A 16,101-nucleotide genomic window follows, 5' to 3' on the forward strand; every position below is an offset into this window, starting at 1 on the left:
CCCTTGTTCCCCCCTCTCGACCAAAGTAGTGGCCCAATTTTACGGGGCAAAGACAGGCTCAGAGCAGCCGTTTGCTGGGCTCTGTTCGAGTGACCCCTACGCGGACAAGGCTGACTATTGGCTGGCACAAATAAAATTTCAATTGCCTGAACGCCCCTGCCTTTCTTACTTTTAAAGCAGTTGCTCCAACGTACGAGAGCTTTATGCTGGAACCATGGCCAAACGTACCCTGCTAATTCTTAACAGGAAGTCCGCAGCAAGACCCGATCTGCGTGCTGCTGTTCGCCCATTGGAAAAAGAGCTTGGCATTAGGGTAAGTATTCCTTGGTCAGGAAAAGACTTGAAGAAGACGCTCCGAGAAGCCGTGGGCGATGGGGTAACTCGGATAATCGCTGGCGGTGGTGACGGCACTTTGAACTCGGTCGCGAGTGCTGTTTTGAAGTTGAAGACAAAGTCGCCTGTCTCGCTAGGTCTTGTTCCCTTGGGGACAGCCAACGATTTCGCCCGGTCGTATGGTGATAAGGGTTTGGACTTGGCAACATCTGTTCGAGTTGCAGCATCGGAAGACGCGCAGCCAATTGATGTCGGACACATAAACGGCAGTCCGTTTGTGAATGTTGCAAGCGGCGGTTTTGGAGCGATGATCACTGCAACCACACCCAAGGAAATGAAGAAACGACTGGGGGGACTCGCGTACACACTGTTTGGGCTTGCTCGTTTATCTGATGCAAAATCTGTTCCCGCAAAAATCTCAATTGATGATCAAGACCCGTACAACGTTTCCATTTCCGCTATCGCGATTGCGAACAGCCGCTATGCAGGTGGCGGTTTTGACGTAGCGCCTGAAGCGGAAGTGTCCGATGGGTTGCTGGATTTAAGCGTGCTTTCCGCTGAAAGTTTAATGCCAGAAAACCTACCCTTTGGCAGACTGCCGGATATTTCGGATCCCACGGATGGTGTTGTACAGCGCTCTCGTCTGAGATCTATGGTTCTGGAAACCTCCCAGCCGTTTCATATGAATTTGGACGGCGAGCCGATGATCGATCAACGCTTTGAGGTTTCAATTAGACCAAAAGCGCTGAACTTCGTTTTCCCAAGAGGGAAGTAGTGCGGGTTTCTCCTTGAAACTCAAGCTTCGTGCGGTGTTTCGAACATTATATGCGGGGCTGACACATACATTCGCCGATATAGTCAGGTAAAAAGCCGCCATCCAGTTTGGAGAACGTCTTTCGCGCTTAGCTTTTCACTGCGCCAGTGTTGTTTATCTTCCCATCACCGGACATCAGTATCGCAATAGGCTGAGTAGATGGGATATTCGACAGCACAATCATGATGCACACTGTGATCGGAACACTCATCAACGCGCCGGCAATCCCCCAGATCGCAGTCCAAAACGTGAGCGCCAAAATGACCATGAATGGCGACAAATTCAGGCTTTTGCCAAGTAGCATTGGCTCCAGGATATTGCCGATAGAGAATTGAACAGCGCCACAACCAATTAGAACAACAAGAAAGGGCACGGCTTCTTCAAACTGTACCAGTGCGACAATGGAAGGAAGCGCGACGCCGACGATAGAGCCGACTGTGGGGATAAAATTCAACAAAAACGCAAGAACGGCCCAGGTTTCAGAGAAGTCCAGGCCGACGGATGCCATCACGGCATAACTGCCCAAGCCAGTCAGTGCACTCACCAGCGTTTTGATGCCAACATATCTTTGAATGCTGTCCGACGTGCTCTCAAGAACGCGGCGAACTTTTTCAGCGGCTTCTCTGTCTTTGATTGCGAGCTTGATTTTGGCGCGCATCGGAACACGTTCGACCAACATGAATGGCACATAGAGCAGCACCAGGAAAAAAGCGCTTAGGAATGCCCCAGCAGAGCCGATCACTCCTGTCGCGAGCCCAGCCAGGTTGATCTGTTCCAAGGCTTTGATCGCTGCTGCATAGTTGTCTTGCCCAATCAGTGATACCAGCTTTGCGACTATGCTGGTAAACCGTTCCTCATAGCGCGGAAACGCTTCCGAAACCTCGCCGGCTTGACTGGATAATATCGACAACACAAGCGAAAGGCCGATTAACACAATTGAAATTGCGGCCAAATGCGCAAGCCACTTCGGGACGGTACCGCCAAATATCTTGAATCTGCCAATGCGATCCGTAGTTGCGGTGAGAAGAACGAACAGGAGGGCCGCAAAAGACAGGGGAACTAGCACAGAGGAGGCGAGGACTAGCGACGCTATTGTCAAGAACACCAGCACGACCAACTGATACCAGAACGTGAGCCCAAAGAAGTTTGGAGCGGGATCTTTATGATGCATACCCTTTTTCATTTGTAGGCTCCCTACAGGACTGAGCGTTGTCCAGCCGCTTTCTGAAAATGAAAGTATATTAGCTCGCCTTGAAAGTAACTTGGCAAGAGGTTCAATTACTTCTCTCGAGAACGAATAGTAGAGATTTTCAGGTGAAGACTTTCATATTTTTACCGTGAACTTGCTGTCGATCTGAAATCTGTATCTCAAAGGTCATCAACGAAAGCTTGGTTCTTCAGCCGCCTACTGAGATCGGATATCTGATAGTCCACATTGGGCTCGATGCGGACGTTCACCTGAACATCGCAATTGAACGGCTTGCGGACTTTCTCGACATTCGTTTTTCGTGCCTTGCTGACGCAGCATTTGTTCGCGGCTGCGGCACACGTGCTGATGCAACGCAGCGTTTGTCGTCAATCCGGTCATTCACGAGTGTTGTTCTAGTTGGAACTGAGACTGGGCTTTCTCCGAACCGTGTTTAGAATCGAAAGACGACGACAATACGGACTTTTTTTCGCCAAAGGGATTTGCGTGGCCATGGGAAGCGTTCGGATCAAAATCATGTTCGTTATTGACCGCTACAGCAACACTAAGATCGCGATTTGGCACCGAGGCAAATTGGCTGAGTGCGCTGTACGGAATCAGCCCGAACAAAATGAACTACAAGGGGAAGCGTTTGAAAATCACCCAAAGTTTGGGGCTACCGGCCAGCATCGGTGGGAGGGTGAAGATTCTGAGAGAAATACGGGGTGTCAAGAATTTTTGTCGGTTGCAACGAAAACCGCAATCGCCGTCGATTGGGCTTGGAATTGGTTGCGAAAGCGCGCAAAATTGTTGGGCGTCTTCGTAGTCAAGTAAGACTACGTATTATCTCGCTGGGCGTTGAATTTAAGGACATTGCAATTGCCAACTGAGCTCTATGTTTACCTGCTTATGGGGGCGGCAGCTGGTGGGCTCATCAACGGATTGGCGGGATTCGGAACAGCTCTTTTTGCACTTGGCTTCTGGCTAAATGTCATGCCGCCGGTTCAGGCGGTTTCAGTGGTTGTTGTGATGTCCGTCGCCAGCGGTTTGCAAGGCGTTTGGTTGGTACGAAGGTCCATTGCAAATCAGCCAAGGCGCCTCGCGCGCTTCCTGCTGCCCGCTCTTCCAGGGATACCGATGGGCGTAGCAGCTCTTTCGTACATTCCGGTGGATACACTTAAGATGATCATCGCAGGTTTCATGCTGCTCTATGGCGGATTTTTCACTTTCCGCACCACGTTGCCAAAACTCGAACGCCCCGCACCAATAATCGAATGCATCGTCGGATTCTTTGGTGGCTTACTTGGAGGTGCCGCATCGTTGTCGGGCGCATTGCCGACGATGTGGTGCGCCATGTGTCCTTGGACTAAGGCTGAAACCCGTGCTGTGCTTCAGTCTTTTAACGTGGCTGTCTTGGCGCTCGCGTGTATCATGTTTGCGGTCAACGGAGCCTATTCGTGGGATACGCTGATACTCATCGGCTTAGCGCTTCCTGTTACTATTGTCTTTGCCCAGATCGGGATCTCGCTGTTCAAGCGGCTGGACGATGATCAATTTCGTCGCTTGATCATCGCAATGATGTTTCTGTCGGGCATTATACTGATGCTGCGCGCGCTGGTTACTTAATTCGAGGTGCCTTAAGGAAAAGTGTTCGCGCGAATGTGATAAATTGCGGGTACTCTGGACATCGCGGAATACTCTGACTGTACTTCACTTGCCAGTTGCCTGAAGGCCAGCGCCCTAAGTGAGATCACCGGTTCCTAACGCCGCACAAAGCATCACCAATCTACGACCAAAAATAGAGACGCTCGGCGATCCAGAACTCTGGATGAACTCTTGCTCTTCTAATGCCTCGAAATGCGGTTGCAGCACCGCTGTCTCTATTTCCAAGGATTTACCCGTGTCAGCCACGGACATCGGTCGATCTGACTTCACCAATGTCTCCAGGATAAACAACGGAATGAGGCACTCCTATTCCCGTGCGACCTCATCTTTATGCGCATCGATAGGCATACCTTCAAATGACCTCATCCGTGCGGTCGTCACTTTCGCCATAGCGTTTAAGGGTTGCAGGCCTGGTGCCTTCGTAGACCCGTGCTACGTTCTTAGCGATTTTGGCGTTTTCCCGTTCAAAAAGACAGTCACCGTACATGTCGGAGGCGACGATGAAGGGGCCCATGCGGTTGCATTTGAGAACCCACATCGCCTGCGCGAGGCCCAGTTCCTCGTTCCAGTGCACAGCCTCCACATTCTCAACGCCGCGCCCAAGAAGCGCACCCGTGCCGTATCCGACGGTCGACAGGTAGACTGCGCCATTAGGCACGAAGTATTCCTTGTAGTCCTTCGATGTCATGCCGCCCTTGCCGACGATCAACTTTGCCCCGGTCTTGGCCATCCATTCAGGCAACCATTTGGCAAAGCGGAAAGATGCCGTCGCCGTCACAGCGCCCATGTCAAAAGACCCATCCGGGTTGATTCGAGCGGCGGGTGAGCAGTGGAAGTTGGCGGCGGATTGGGAGGGCAACTCCATCGGGATATTCGCCTTTTCCTCTAGAGCGCGCATATAGACGCCTTCTCGAGCTGTGTACATCAGGCCATCAAGGTAGACGACATCGCCCAGGCGCAGATCTGCGATCTCTTCGTCGGCGGGGGTGGTGGACAGGATGATTTCACGCGGTGCGCTCATTCTGCTGCCTCCCGCACAGGTTCCCAGTCAATGGTTTCACGACGCTGATAGTCGGTGAACCAGTCTGGGTCCGTGCGATGTTCGACTTGCCCGTCCGCGTGGATGCGGGCGACGGCGCGGCGCGAGCTTAGACAGAACGCATGCACCGACATGGGCATTCCGCCCGTGTGGCAATACCCAACTTCGATATTACAATCGATTACCATGTTCTTGCCGACAAACCCCATGGCACCCATGCCGATAGAGTTGCCAAGTTCTTTGAATTCATCCTCCATCTTGGCGATTTCTGGATCGCTGTTACGCGATCCGACGATCCGCAACGTCGAGGCGCGTTTGCCCAGTGTCATGCAGATATCCTTGGATCCCCCCAACCCGATGCCGATGATGGCAGGCTGGCAGGCAAGGCCGCGTTTGCCGAAAGCCATAAGGCTGTCGAGGTAGAAACGCTTGATCCCCTGAATACCATCAGACGGGAACAGCATCCGGTAATCCGAACCAAAAAGCCCGCCCTTGTGGACGGTGATCAGATCTACCCATGCGCCCTCGGGCTCATAGCCATATTCGATCTCCGGCGCGCCGATGCCCACGTTGTTGTTGTGATCCGTCCGCCACAATGGATGCACTCGGTTCGGTCGTAGCGGAACACCGTTGGTGGCATTCGCCGTTGCGCGGCGCAGAGCGGCTTCAAGTGCGACCATACCGCCTTCAACCTGCGCTTCGTTGCCCATCTTGACGAACCAGCGCGGCACGCCAGTATCGCCGCACATCGCGCGTCGGTCTTCCTTGGCGGCCTCGTAATTTTCCAGCATCGCCTTGAGAACAAACGACGACAGATCGCCGTCTTCTGTCCTAGCGGCCTCTTGCAAGCCATCGAGGTAGTCTTGCGGGATTTCAATAGCGGCCTTGTCCATCAGGGTTTCGGCGGTGGATTGGATCAGGTTTATGGGTATCATTGTGCTGCAACCAATGTTTCAGGCGCACCTTCGGGCAAGACAGTCTCGCCCGGACGCACGATGGTGAATTGAACGGGTTCATTGTTCACGGCCACCCTGCCGTTTTGCAGTGTTGCGACAGTGAATGCGCTGTCTTCCATCGCACCAGGCTCTGGATAGTCTTCACGGAAATGCGCCCCGCGGGAGTTTTCACGAGCAATCCCGGCTTTGGCAATGACCTCGGATACATCGCACAGTGAACGTAGATTTAGCCAGTCATGCCAAGTCAGGTTAAACGCTAGATTACTGTCCTCAACACCTACATCCATCAAGGCCTCAGAGACGCTTGCTATCCCTTTCAACCCGCGCTTCATGCCAGCCTCGGTGCGCATGACACCCACGTCGTCCCACATGATATTCTGCAACTGCTTTCGCAGCGGTAGGACAAGATCCGGCTTGCGGCTCAGCGGATAGATGGCGCGCTCGAACTCTGCCGCCAGCACATCTTCGTCTGGGTCACGCAGGCTCATGCCTGCCACATCGCGCCCCATCGTGTCGCCTGCGATACCGCCATAGACGGTGGAATTGGCCACACCATTCCCGCCTAAGCGGTTGGACCCATGGGCGCCGCCGGCGTCCTCGCCGGCGACATAAAGACCCTCCATCTCCGTGCGCGTGTCGACATCGACGACGACGCCGCCCATGAAGTAATGCGCCGTTGGCACAACTTCGACCTTACCGGCGGCCAGATCGAAGCCGCTGTCAGCGCAGCGGTTGACCATGCCTTTAAACTTCTTACGCACGTTATCCGGCCCAAGATGTGCCATTGAGATGAAGACGCCCTCTTGTTCGGGATTGTTGTTCTTGCGCATCTCGGCATAGATACCCCTACTGACCACATCACGGGTGGCACGTTCGCCTCTGTCGTCATAATCGAACATGAACCGCTGACCAGTGTGGCTGATGAGCTGTCCGCCAGCGCCGCGCAGGCCTTCTTCCAGAACGGTGCCGGTCATGCGGGTATGATCCCCGGCAAGCAGCCCTGTTGGGTGAAACTGCACCATTTCCATGTCCCGCAAAGTTAGCCCCGCACGCAAAGCCATGGCCAGACCATCCATGGTCTTGTCACCGGATGGAGTGTGGTATTTGTACATGGTCGGCCCGCCGCCCGTGCCCATCATCACCGTTTTGGCACGCACCAGACGGAACTTGCCAGTCCGCATGTCGATCATCAGAACGCCCGCCAGCGCACGGCTGTCTTTGGTCGGGATTAGACCCACCGCGCGGTGTTCTTGCAGTTTCTCAACACCGGAGGCGAGGACCTTTTCCATCAGCCGATTGATGATCTCGATCCCCGTCAGATCACCCTTGTGAACCGTCCGGTCCGCCGTTTGCCCGGCAAATGCCTTTTGGTGTAGCGACCCGTCCGCGTTGCGGTCAAAGAAACACCCGACCTCGTTTTCCAGCTCGCGAATGCGGACCACGGCCTGCTCACACAAGCGCCACGCCATGTCCTGATTGGGCAGCCATTTGCCGCCATTGATCGTGTCCATGAAGTGCCGTTCAACCGTATCGCCGCCCCCAAGGGCCACGTTGTACCCGCCCTGAACCATTCGAGTGCAGCCGCATTTTCCGATCAAGCCTTTCACCGCGATGGTGATTTTCGCCCCCTCTGGTGCTGTCTGCTGGGCGTGAAGTGCAGCGAACAAGCCAGCGCCTCCGGTGCCGAGGATAAGAATGTCGGTGTCGTGGCGTTCAATGTCAGAAACTTTCATGTCAAATCGCTTTCATGAAAAAGAGAATCGCAATGCAAAAAGATCCCGCCGTTGCACCTGCCGCTAGTGTCTTTTGGGGTGCGCTCCACGGCAGCCATTCCATCGCTATCAGACGCAAACCGCCAAACATGTGAATAGCCAGAAGGAAAACGAGACCAAACTCTGCGATCTTCACCGCGGCCGCTTCGGTGAGATGAAGGAAGCCGTCCAGCCTAACGGGGTCTGTCATCGCCATGGCCAGCACCCAGAAGTGTAGGGGCAGGAACAAGGCCAGCGCGAGCCCGGACAGGCGGTGCAGGATATAGGCAAGCCACAGGGGATGCGCGCGGGATGTGATGCCTTTTGCGGCCTTCATACGCCCACTCCTTGCGCAAAGGTCACCGCCCAAACGGCGCGCGCGCCAAGCGCTAACAAACCCAGTCCAACAAGCCACATGAACCCTTCCAACGCAGCGCCTTTCAATCCGCCCCATTCCAACGCGATAGCACGCAAGCCAATGGCGCCATGGATGGAAACCGCGACTACGAAGATGCCATAGAACAGAAACCAGAGCACAGACCCTTGGGTACGCTCCAAGATCTCAGCGGCACTCAACCCACCCTGAATGGCATAGATCATCACCGCCAGATGCCCGACCACAAAGGGGGCCATCAGCAGCGCGCTTAGCCGTTGAAACATGTAAAGCCGCAAACTCAGCATTAGCGCCCCCTCTTGAAGAAGTTTTTTGCGGTTTCTCGTTTCAGCCCCGCGATAGCTGACATCGGGTTCAGCTCATTCGGACAATACATCGTGCATGACCCCATCGAGTGACAGTTGTGACATCCACCACTGCCGGAAACAGCATCCAAAATCGCGACGCGCCCTTCGTCCTTCGCATCGTTCAGGAGGGTCCAGGCCCGCTGTAAAGCAGCCGGACCGAGGTAGTCGGGGTTGCTCGCCACTGTGTCACAAGCGGCGTAACACACAGAACAATTGATGCATTCAATTCCGGCATTCGCTTCGACCCTCGTGGCGCTTGTCTCATCCACCGGGGCAATCTCGTCATCTCGTGTGAGAGCGCCGTGATGCACACCTTCGGCGGCAACCCATTTGTCAAAAAACGGATCCATATCAACGGCCAGATCCTTGATGACGGGCAAGTTGCGCAACGGTCCGATCATCACCGCATTGCCATCAACAACCTTGGAGATGTGTGTGCGACAAGTCCAGCGCGGGACACCGTTGACCATCATCGCACAGCTGCCGCACATACCGACACGACAGGCAAACCGATAACTCAAGGTCGGGTCCGCGTTTTGCTGCACCCAGGACACTACATCCAATACAGTCTGGTTCTCATAGGCGGGCACATCGAAAGTTTCGACGCGGTCTGCATCGCGCTGAATGGTGACTTTCAGAACCTCTGCCGTCATTTGGAGAAATCCGTAATCACTGCTGTTCCGGGACGCGTCGGGCCCTTCATCGAGCGCAATTCAGCACTTGCCCCAGATAGGGTGACTTCGCGATCCAACATGGGGGTAAGATCCACGTCGCCCCGTTCGATCATCTCCAACAAAGACGGGTATTTCCATGCAGGCATGCCGCGGGTCCCGAAAAAGGCCAATTGTTTGGAATAGATGGCACGCATGTTAACCTCCATTATGCCATCACCGGCGGGCATGCCCACATGCACGTGCCGACCAAGGGTGGCGAGACATTCAACAGATGCGTTCGTCGTCTGCGCAATGCCAAGCGCCTCAAGTGAGACCTGCGCACCGCCCTTGGTGATCTCGCGGATGGCGTCGGGAACATCCTCGGTCGCTGCGTTCACGGTTGCATCTGCGCCCAGCGTCAGCGCATGATCCAGCTTTTCCTGAACGACATCGACGACAACAACCCGCGCCCCCAGCATTTTGGCCAGAAGCAAAGCCGACAGGCCAATGCCGCCCGTGCCATGTACGGCGACCCATTCACCTGCCCGCACATTAGCGCGATCAGTCAATGCGTGCCACGCGGTTGTGACCCGACAGCCAAGACCAGCGGCCAGTGCGTCTGGCATTGTTTCAGGCAAGTGAACTAGGTTGTGGTCAAACGGAACGGCAACAAATTCTGCGTAGGCGCCCGGCGCGCCAAAACCGGGGACAATAGCACTTTCACAGGTGTTCGAGTGACCCGTCTGACACGCCAGGCAATCACCACAGCCCAAAATGAACGGGGCGATCAGTTTGTCGCCGATCTTGTGTCTGGCCTGCGCGCCTGCCTCGACCACTGTTCCGCAGTATTCATGCCCTAGGATTGAACCACTGGTGACTTTGGGATGACTGCCCACCCATCCATGAAAATCAGAACGACACACCCCGCAGGCAGCCACTTCGAGAACAACGCCGTTCTCGGGGCAGCTTGGGTCCTCTACCGTTTCAATGGAAAGATCTTCATTGAAGTCTCTGACAACAGCGGCGCGCATCGTTCATTCCCTTATTTGTTGAGCCAAGCTCTGTGCGGCTCTGTCCCCTCGGGACGCGGTGATTTCTTGTCAGGCGTCCAAACCGGCAACGCACATGTATTTGACAGACAGGTAATCCTCCGAACCCTGACTACCGCCTTCCTTGCCCATACCGCTTTCCTTGAGTCCTCCGAACGGAGCTTCGACGGTCGTGATCAGGCCGGAGTTGATCCCGATCAACCCATACTGAAGCCCATCATTTAGCCGAAAAGTGCGCCCGAGCGATTTGGTGCAGGCGTAAGCTGCAAGGCCGAACTCCGTGGCGTTAGCGGCTTCAAAAGCTTCTTGTTCGGTCTCGAACTTGAAGACAACGGAAAGCGGGCCAAAGATCTCTTCGGTTGCGCATTTCATGTCGGCGTTTGCAGCGGTGATCACTGTTGGTTCAAAAAAGGTGCCGCCTATCTCGTGCCTTTTGCCACCAGAGACGATTTTGCCACCCTTGGAAGTCGCATCCGCGATCATATCTTCCACTTTCTCGACGCCTGCCATGTCGATCATCGGCCCTTGTGCGACACCATCATGCGCGCCATCCCCGACAACCAATTCCTCGGACGCCTGCTTTAGCCGCGCGACAAAGGCGTCGTGAATACCAGCCTGTACGTAGAAGCGGTTCGTGCACACGCAGGTCTGGCCCATGTTGCGATACTTCGCGATCATTGCCCCTTCGATAGCCGCATCAATATCTGCATCGTCAAACACGATGAACGGTGCATTGCCCCCTAGCTCCTTCGACACTTTCTTGAACGTGTCTGCAGATTGGCGGATCAACACTTTGCCAACGTCTGTTGACCCGGTAAAGGTGACCTTGCGCACATCAGGGCTGGCCATCATGGCTCCGGCGATTTCTCGGGCGGAGCCGGTCAGTATGCTGACGACACCGTCAGGAAAACCGACATCCTGGCACAGCTTGACCCAGGCAAGACCAGAATAGGGCGTAGCCGTCGCTGGTTTTGCAACTATCGTGCATCCTGCGGCAAGCGCGGGTGCCAGCTTTCGCGCCAACATGGAGGACGGAAAATTCCACGGTGTGATTGCCCCCACAACGCCCACAGGATGGCGTGTCACCATGAGTTTGCGATCGGCGGTCGGAGACGGCACAATCTCGCCTTTGGCGCGCCGCACCTCTTCAGCAAACCAACGCACATAGGCAGCGCCGATGGCAATTTTGCCACGCGCCTCGGCAAGCGGCTTGCCTTGCTCTGCTGTCAGCAGCTGCGCCAGGATTTCCTGGTTGTCCATCAATGCGTCGTGCAACTTATGCAGCAGACCAACACGGAAAGACAGATTGCTGGTTGACCAGCCGTCGAACGCTTCCGTCGCTGCCGCAATCGCGCGATTGGTCTCGCTTATACCGCAACTAGTTACATGTCCGATGACTGTACCAGTTGCCGGGTTCGTCACCGAAATGGTCTCACCGCTTTCCGATCCGCTCCAAGCGCCGCCGATCAGGTTGGCCTGTTGCAACATGTCACCATAGTCACTCATGGAATTTCCCTCTAAACAAGCGATGAGAAGCGCACCGGACACAGCCGAAAAGCCACGATAGTGACTCTGATTAACAGTAAGACAATCTGTAAATAAGCGAAAAAATATTTATATTAAATTTAGTAAAGCTTTCAAAATACCATGTGGTCGTTATAGAGACAGTCATTAGCTCGTGCGGCCCCAAGGCCCCAAGCGGCCCGACATTGGCTGAAAAATCGACCCAATGGGTGAAAGGATTGGACATGACGATCCGGCAACTCCGAACCCTAGTTGCTATTGCAGACACCAAAACATTTGGTGAAGCCGCGAATGTCATTCACGTGACCCATGCCGCGATCAGTCAGCAAATGCAGGCACTTGAGGCCCAGCTGGACATTGAACTGTTTGATCGGAGCACGCGCACGCCAAAGCTTACCCCAGCGGCGCATCTGATCGTTGCAAAGGCCCGAACGCTAGTCGATGCTTATGACAATCTGGTACCGTCCGCCTTAGAAGACGGCGGCCTCAAAGGCATTATCACTCTTGGAACTCTGCGTACGACACTGACAGGGCTAACGCCAAAGGCGATGGCAGCCTTGAAATCCAAGTGGCCCGAAATTGGGCTTCACATTCGCCCTGGGCTGACAGGCGCCTTGCTAACAGAGATTGAACGTGGAGGCCTGGACGCTGCAATTGTTGTCAAACCAAACTTGATGCCTGCCGGTCTCACCTTTCGAGAACTGGCGCAAGAGCCAATGCAACTGATCGCATCCATCGACGAAACAGAAGTGGACCCGGTGGTTCTTTTGAAATCCAGACCATTTATTCGATACGATAGGAACGCTGTTGCAGGGACACTAATAGACAATTGGCTTCTCTCGAAACGTATTCAGGTGGCTGAGACAATGGAATTGGATAGCCCAGAAGCGATTGTATCGATGGTACACGCCCGCCTTGGTGTATCCATCGTCCCTGATCTTGCGGTCAAGCCGTTTGATGCCGTCCCAGTAATGCGCATTGGCCTCGGCCCGGATGCGCCAATAAGAACGCTCGGCCTTGTTTACAGAGACAACCAAGTCAAAAAGCGGGTTCTCGACGAGTTATTCGAGGCGCTCATGCATGCCATTGAGATATCGCAAAAGTGACAATCGCGAAATAAGCAAAGTATCTTGTTTCAAGAGCCGTCTCACTTTGACTTGATGAAAGAATATCAGGGTAGTGAATCCGAGAAGGTATTTGCTTCAGTCCATTAGCGACGTGACAAATTTTCTGATTTCTGCCTTCGCATATCTGTTGCGAAGGAAAATAGGAGCTGCAACATAAATGATTGCGGCGACCATTATGGCACCCAAGCACCACTCCGGCAGAATGAAGACCAGAACGCAGCATAGCAGGATCAGTCCTACGTCAACCCACCAAGATCCTTTATTGGGCAACGTAGAAAAAATGGTTTCGGCCGACAGTACTTCAGTTTCGTGTTCTGACCTTGCAAGTGTTGTGATAGCTCGGTACCCGTAAGCGTCAAAGCAAACCTTGTTGCGACTCCCGGGAATCAATTGCCAACCGTGCTGCACCGCAGCCCGCGAAATGTATTCCTCCAAAGCCCACTGTGAAGAAATTTGTTCGCCCATTCTGAATTGTTGGCAAAGGACGTTCTCTGGCTCGTGTGTTACGACTTCTGACATCAACCCTCCGCGTCCTGAAGTGCTTAGCATCCTAGCGTACAAATCAATTAAGCTCGAAGCCGCATGACCGAACGTAGTTACCAAAGTCAGCACGTTCGGGCTCGCTATACTGCCGAACTTTGTCTTCAGACCAGGAATACCTTTCGCTGTCCGCAAATTTCTTTGGAAATCTCTGTTTTTCATAGGGCTGCGACGTCGCGCGCTCTTCATCGTATTGCACAATTGTCTCTTTCAAATTGACCTCCCTATATTGGTCGACGTGACATGTGACCTGTAGTGGCAGCCGCTTAGAGATCTTCGGCGTTTGCGCGGGAAAACCAAATGCGAGGCCCGCAAATGGAAAAACATGGTCCGGCAGATCAAGCAGGTCAGAGACGGCCGCAGCCTTGTTTCGCACAGCGCTGATCGGGCAGCAGCCGAGTCCAAGCACTTCCGCCGCTGTCACGAAAGCGCCCAGCGTAATCGCTGCATCCCCCGTTGCATTGAAAAACGCGTCAAGATGGTCGTTTGCGAAGGGGACACCATGCCATTCGTGCAGCAACCTTTGGCGACGGTTGTTGCCGCAAATGACGGCAATCATCGGCGCATCCGCGACCCAAGACTGACCCGACACAAGTGTTGCAAGACGTCTTTGGATATCTTCGGATTCCAGCAAGATGATATCACACTGCTGCAGATCGCTCTTTGTGGGCGCGGATAGGGCGATCGCGGAGATGGTGCGGACCCAATCGGATGGGATTGGCTTGTCCATGAATGCACGACAAGACCCACGGGCCGCCATGGAATACAAAAGGTCCGATTGTGCGGTGCTTTCAACTTGTGAAGGTGCATCGCTGAAACGCGCCGCGAGGGCGCGTTGCAAGTCCGATTGGGGTGCCTTCGACATGCTGGTCCTTCTCTTTAGCTGCTTGTTTCTTAAAGTACACATAGAAGCTGAACGGTTTTTTGCTTGCTTAGCAACTGCAAGATGTTCCACCGGCACACGCGCCGCGTAGTTTCTTTTCCGTCATGAACGGCAATTGCCTGTTGGCACATAAACCCGCAAGCATTGCCGAAAATGTATCACCGCGCTAAGATACGCCGAAACCTGCGGCTCTCAAGCTTTGCCGCGAAAGCCGCGACAGGCAGATAAATTAAATCGAAGCAGCAATGCATGACATTTCCCTGATCGCGTTTGCCAGCGCCGTCCTGCTGCTGGCAGGCGCAGTGAAAGGTTTCATTGGGCTGGGAATGCCGACCGTCGCGCTGGTTCTGTTAACGTTTAAGCTCGACGCAAGATCCGCCGTCACATTGATCCTGATTCCAATGTTGCTGAGCAACGTCTGGCAATTCTGGCGTGGACCTGACATGGTTGGATGCGCGAAACGGCATTGGCGCTACGCGGCCATTTTGATCCTATGCGTCGCTGGAACCGTCTGGTTCAGTCAATCCACTCCAGATCGGTTTTTGCGCGCTGTGCTAGGTGCGTTTGTACTGGCGTTTTGCTTTTTCAGCTGGCGTGACATGGTGCCTCCGATCCCGTCAAGCACAGTGCGCTTGTTCGAAATAATCAGCGCTTTGGTTGCCGGGCTGGTTGGTGGGTTGACTGCCGCATGGGCGCCACCATTGGCTATGTACCTGACCGGTCTCCGACTGGAGCGTGACGCATTTGTTCAGGCACTCGGGTTCTTAATCACGGCTGGTAGTGTGTCCGTTTTGGCGATGTTCATAGCTGTCGGGCACAGTTCGCAAGCGGATCTGGCAGTCTCGGTCTTCTTGCTGGTTCCGACCCTGATTGGGTTTTCCGCAGGTGAGCGGTTGCGGCATAGGGCAAATTCCGAAGCCTTCAAAGGCTTTTTCTTAGGCGCATTTTCGCTGCTGGGGGCGAATTTGTTGTTGGGCACTCTCTGGGGGTAGTGCGCAGCGGAATCATCGCACGCAGCACTGCGTCTGGATCTGTTGCAAACTTTTGACTGTTGACGCTCATAAGTTCTTCGAGTGATTGGATATTGAAGTTGAAAGTTTGTTTTTATGATCTCTTTCAAAGGCGGGCAGTATCCGAAAGATGTGATCCTCTTCGCAGTGTTTTTCTATGTCCGATACGGTTTGTCATATCGCGATCTGGAAGAGATCATGCATGAGCGAGGCGTTGCAGTAGATCACACGACGCTGAACCGCTAGGTGACGCGGTATGCAGGCGCAATTGCTGAAGCGGCGCGTCGTCGAAAGGGGCCGTGCGACCGCTCCTGGAGAATGGACGAAACTTACATCAAGGTGAAAGGAAACTGGGTCTATCTCTATCGAGCTGTCGACAAGCACGGCAAGACGCTTGATTTCATGCTTTCGCAACGTCGAAACAAACCCGCGGCCACCAAGTTCTTTGCCCGAATGCTGGAGGTCAACGGCCTTCCGAGAAAGATTGTCATCGACAAAAGTGGAGCTAACACCGCTGGCCTCAAGGCCATCAACAAGATGCTGAAAGGTTTTGGTTGCCCGGTCCCAATTGAAATGGTCAGGCGAAAATACTTGAACAACATCGTGGAACAGGACCATCGTTTCATCAAAAGACGAACCCGCCTGATGTTCGGCTTCAAGTCTTTTGCTTCGGCATCAGCGACTCTGGCTGGCATCGAGGTCGCGCACATGATCCGTAAAGGCCAGTTCACACCGGGACTCTGCCCGTTTCGTCAATTCTCCGAGTTGGCAATCTGACCCGGAAGCGATCGCAGATATACTTGGCCGACCTAAAACTTTGCAACGAAACC

At 54.1% G+C, this 16,101-nt stretch carries 16 protein-coding genes and 1 pseudogene; 6 read left to right on the forward strand and 11 right to left on the reverse strand.

Annotation, left to right across the window (positions count from 1 at the left end; translation table 11 throughout):
• The first annotated feature begins 214 nt into the window (after positions 1–214).
• A complete protein-coding gene (locus tag GOV91_RS19095; RefSeq protein WP_171236596.1) occupies positions 215–1,108 on the forward strand; it encodes a YegS/Rv2252/BmrU family lipid kinase in 894 nt (297 codons plus the stop codon).
• A gap of 127 nt (positions 1,109–1,235) precedes the next feature.
• On the opposite strand, the gene GOV91_RS19100 is transcribed toward GOV91_RS19095, so the two are convergent.
• A complete protein-coding gene (locus GOV91_RS19100) occupies positions 1,236–2,330 on the reverse strand; it encodes an AI-2E family transporter (RefSeq protein ID WP_171236597.1) in 1,095 nt (364 codons plus the stop codon).
• A 540-nt stretch (positions 2,331–2,870) separates the two neighbouring features.
• Here GOV91_RS19100 and GOV91_RS19105 point away from each other — a divergent pair.
• Positions 2,871–3,167: a hypothetical protein gene (locus GOV91_RS19105; protein ID WP_171236598.1), complete on the forward strand. Its 297-nt coding sequence runs from the start codon at positions 2,871–2,873 to the stop codon at positions 3,165–3,167.
• Positions 3,168–3,212: 45 nt separating this feature from the next.
• The gene (locus GOV91_RS19110) at positions 3,213–3,959 is read left to right on the forward strand and encodes a sulfite exporter TauE/SafE family protein (protein WP_371732346.1); all 747 of its coding nucleotides are present in this window, start codon (positions 3,213–3,215) and stop codon (positions 3,957–3,959) included.
• Positions 3,960–4,350: 391 nt separating this feature from the next.
• Here the strand turns inward: GOV91_RS19110 and GOV91_RS19115 are convergent, their stop codons facing one another.
• The 8 genes from GOV91_RS19115 to GOV91_RS19150 all read right to left on the reverse strand — a co-directional run bounded on the left by GOV91_RS19115 (position 4,351) and on the right by GOV91_RS19150 (position 11,693).
• On the reverse strand, positions 4,351–5,019 hold the full coding sequence (locus tag GOV91_RS19115) for a fumarate hydratase C-terminal domain-containing protein (protein WP_171180529.1): 669 nt from the start codon (positions 5,017–5,019) through the stop codon (positions 4,351–4,353).
• Positions 5,016–5,972: a fumarate hydratase gene (locus tag GOV91_RS19120; protein WP_171236599.1), complete on the reverse strand. Its 957-nt coding sequence runs from the start codon at positions 5,970–5,972 to the stop codon at positions 5,016–5,018. Before GOV91_RS19120 ends, GOV91_RS19115 begins: the two co-directional genes overlap by 4 nt.
• Positions 5,969–7,726 (reverse strand): L-aspartate oxidase, encoded by a 1,758-nt coding sequence (locus GOV91_RS19125; protein ID WP_171236600.1) that lies wholly within the window; start codon positions 7,724–7,726, stop codon positions 5,969–5,971. Before GOV91_RS19125 ends, GOV91_RS19120 begins: the two co-directional genes overlap by 4 nt.
• A gap of 1 nt (position 7,727) precedes the next feature.
• A complete protein-coding gene (locus tag GOV91_RS19130) occupies positions 7,728–8,081 on the reverse strand; it encodes a succinate dehydrogenase (RefSeq protein WP_171209831.1) in 354 nt (117 codons plus the stop codon).
• The gene (locus GOV91_RS19135) at positions 8,078–8,425 is read right to left on the reverse strand and encodes a succinate dehydrogenase (protein WP_171236601.1); all 348 of its coding nucleotides are present in this window, start codon (positions 8,423–8,425) and stop codon (positions 8,078–8,080) included. Before GOV91_RS19135 ends, GOV91_RS19130 begins: the two co-directional genes overlap by 4 nt.
• Positions 8,425–9,138 carry a succinate dehydrogenase/fumarate reductase iron-sulfur subunit gene (locus GOV91_RS19140; protein WP_171236602.1) on the reverse strand — a complete coding sequence of 238 codons (714 nt, stop codon included), beginning with the start codon at positions 9,136–9,138 and terminating at the stop codon, positions 8,425–8,427. The genes GOV91_RS19135 and GOV91_RS19140 overlap by 1 nt, the downstream gene beginning before the upstream one ends.
• Positions 9,135–10,169, reverse strand: a complete 1,035-nt coding sequence (locus GOV91_RS19145; RefSeq protein WP_171236603.1) for a zinc-binding dehydrogenase — start codon at positions 10,167–10,169, stop codon at positions 9,135–9,137. Before GOV91_RS19145 ends, GOV91_RS19140 begins: the two co-directional genes overlap by 4 nt.
• Positions 10,170–10,238: 69 nt before the next feature.
• Positions 10,239–11,693, reverse strand: a complete 1,455-nt coding sequence (locus GOV91_RS19150; protein WP_254440717.1) for an NAD-dependent succinate-semialdehyde dehydrogenase — start codon at positions 11,691–11,693, stop codon at positions 10,239–10,241.
• A 242-nt stretch (positions 11,694–11,935) separates the two neighbouring features.
• On the opposite strand from GOV91_RS19150, the gene GOV91_RS19155 reads away from it, so the two are divergent.
• A complete protein-coding gene (locus GOV91_RS19155; protein WP_171236660.1) occupies positions 11,936–12,817 on the forward strand; it encodes a LysR family transcriptional regulator in 882 nt (293 codons plus the stop codon).
• A 96-nt stretch (positions 12,818–12,913) separates the two neighbouring features.
• Here the strand turns inward: GOV91_RS19155 and GOV91_RS19160 are convergent, their stop codons facing one another.
• Entirely contained in the window at positions 12,914–13,357 is a 444-nt protein-coding gene (locus GOV91_RS19160; protein ID WP_171236604.1) for a hypothetical protein, read from the reverse strand.
• Positions 13,358–13,400: 43 nt separating this feature from the next.
• Positions 13,401–14,333 carry a nitroreductase family protein gene (locus tag GOV91_RS19165; protein WP_371732343.1) on the reverse strand — a complete coding sequence of 311 codons (933 nt, stop codon included), beginning with the start codon at positions 14,331–14,333 and terminating at the stop codon, positions 13,401–13,403.
• Positions 14,334–14,506: 173 nt separating this feature from the next.
• Here GOV91_RS19165 and GOV91_RS19170 point away from each other — a divergent pair, with 173 nt between their 5' ends.
• Both GOV91_RS19170 and GOV91_RS19175 read left to right on the forward strand, forming a co-directional pair.
• Positions 14,507–15,253, forward strand: coding sequence for a sulfite exporter TauE/SafE family protein (locus GOV91_RS19170; RefSeq protein ID WP_171180545.1), 747 nt, complete (start codon positions 14,507–14,509; stop codon positions 15,251–15,253).
• A 114-nt stretch (positions 15,254–15,367) separates the two neighbouring features.
• Positions 15,368–16,048 (forward strand): annotated as a pseudogene (locus GOV91_RS19175) (IS6 family transposase).
• Positions 16,049–16,101: the final 53 nt, after the last annotated feature.

The organism is Ruegeria sp. HKCCA6837 (assembly GCF_013034475.1).
Lineage (GTDB): Bacteria > Pseudomonadota > Alphaproteobacteria > Rhodobacterales > Rhodobacteraceae > Ruegeria.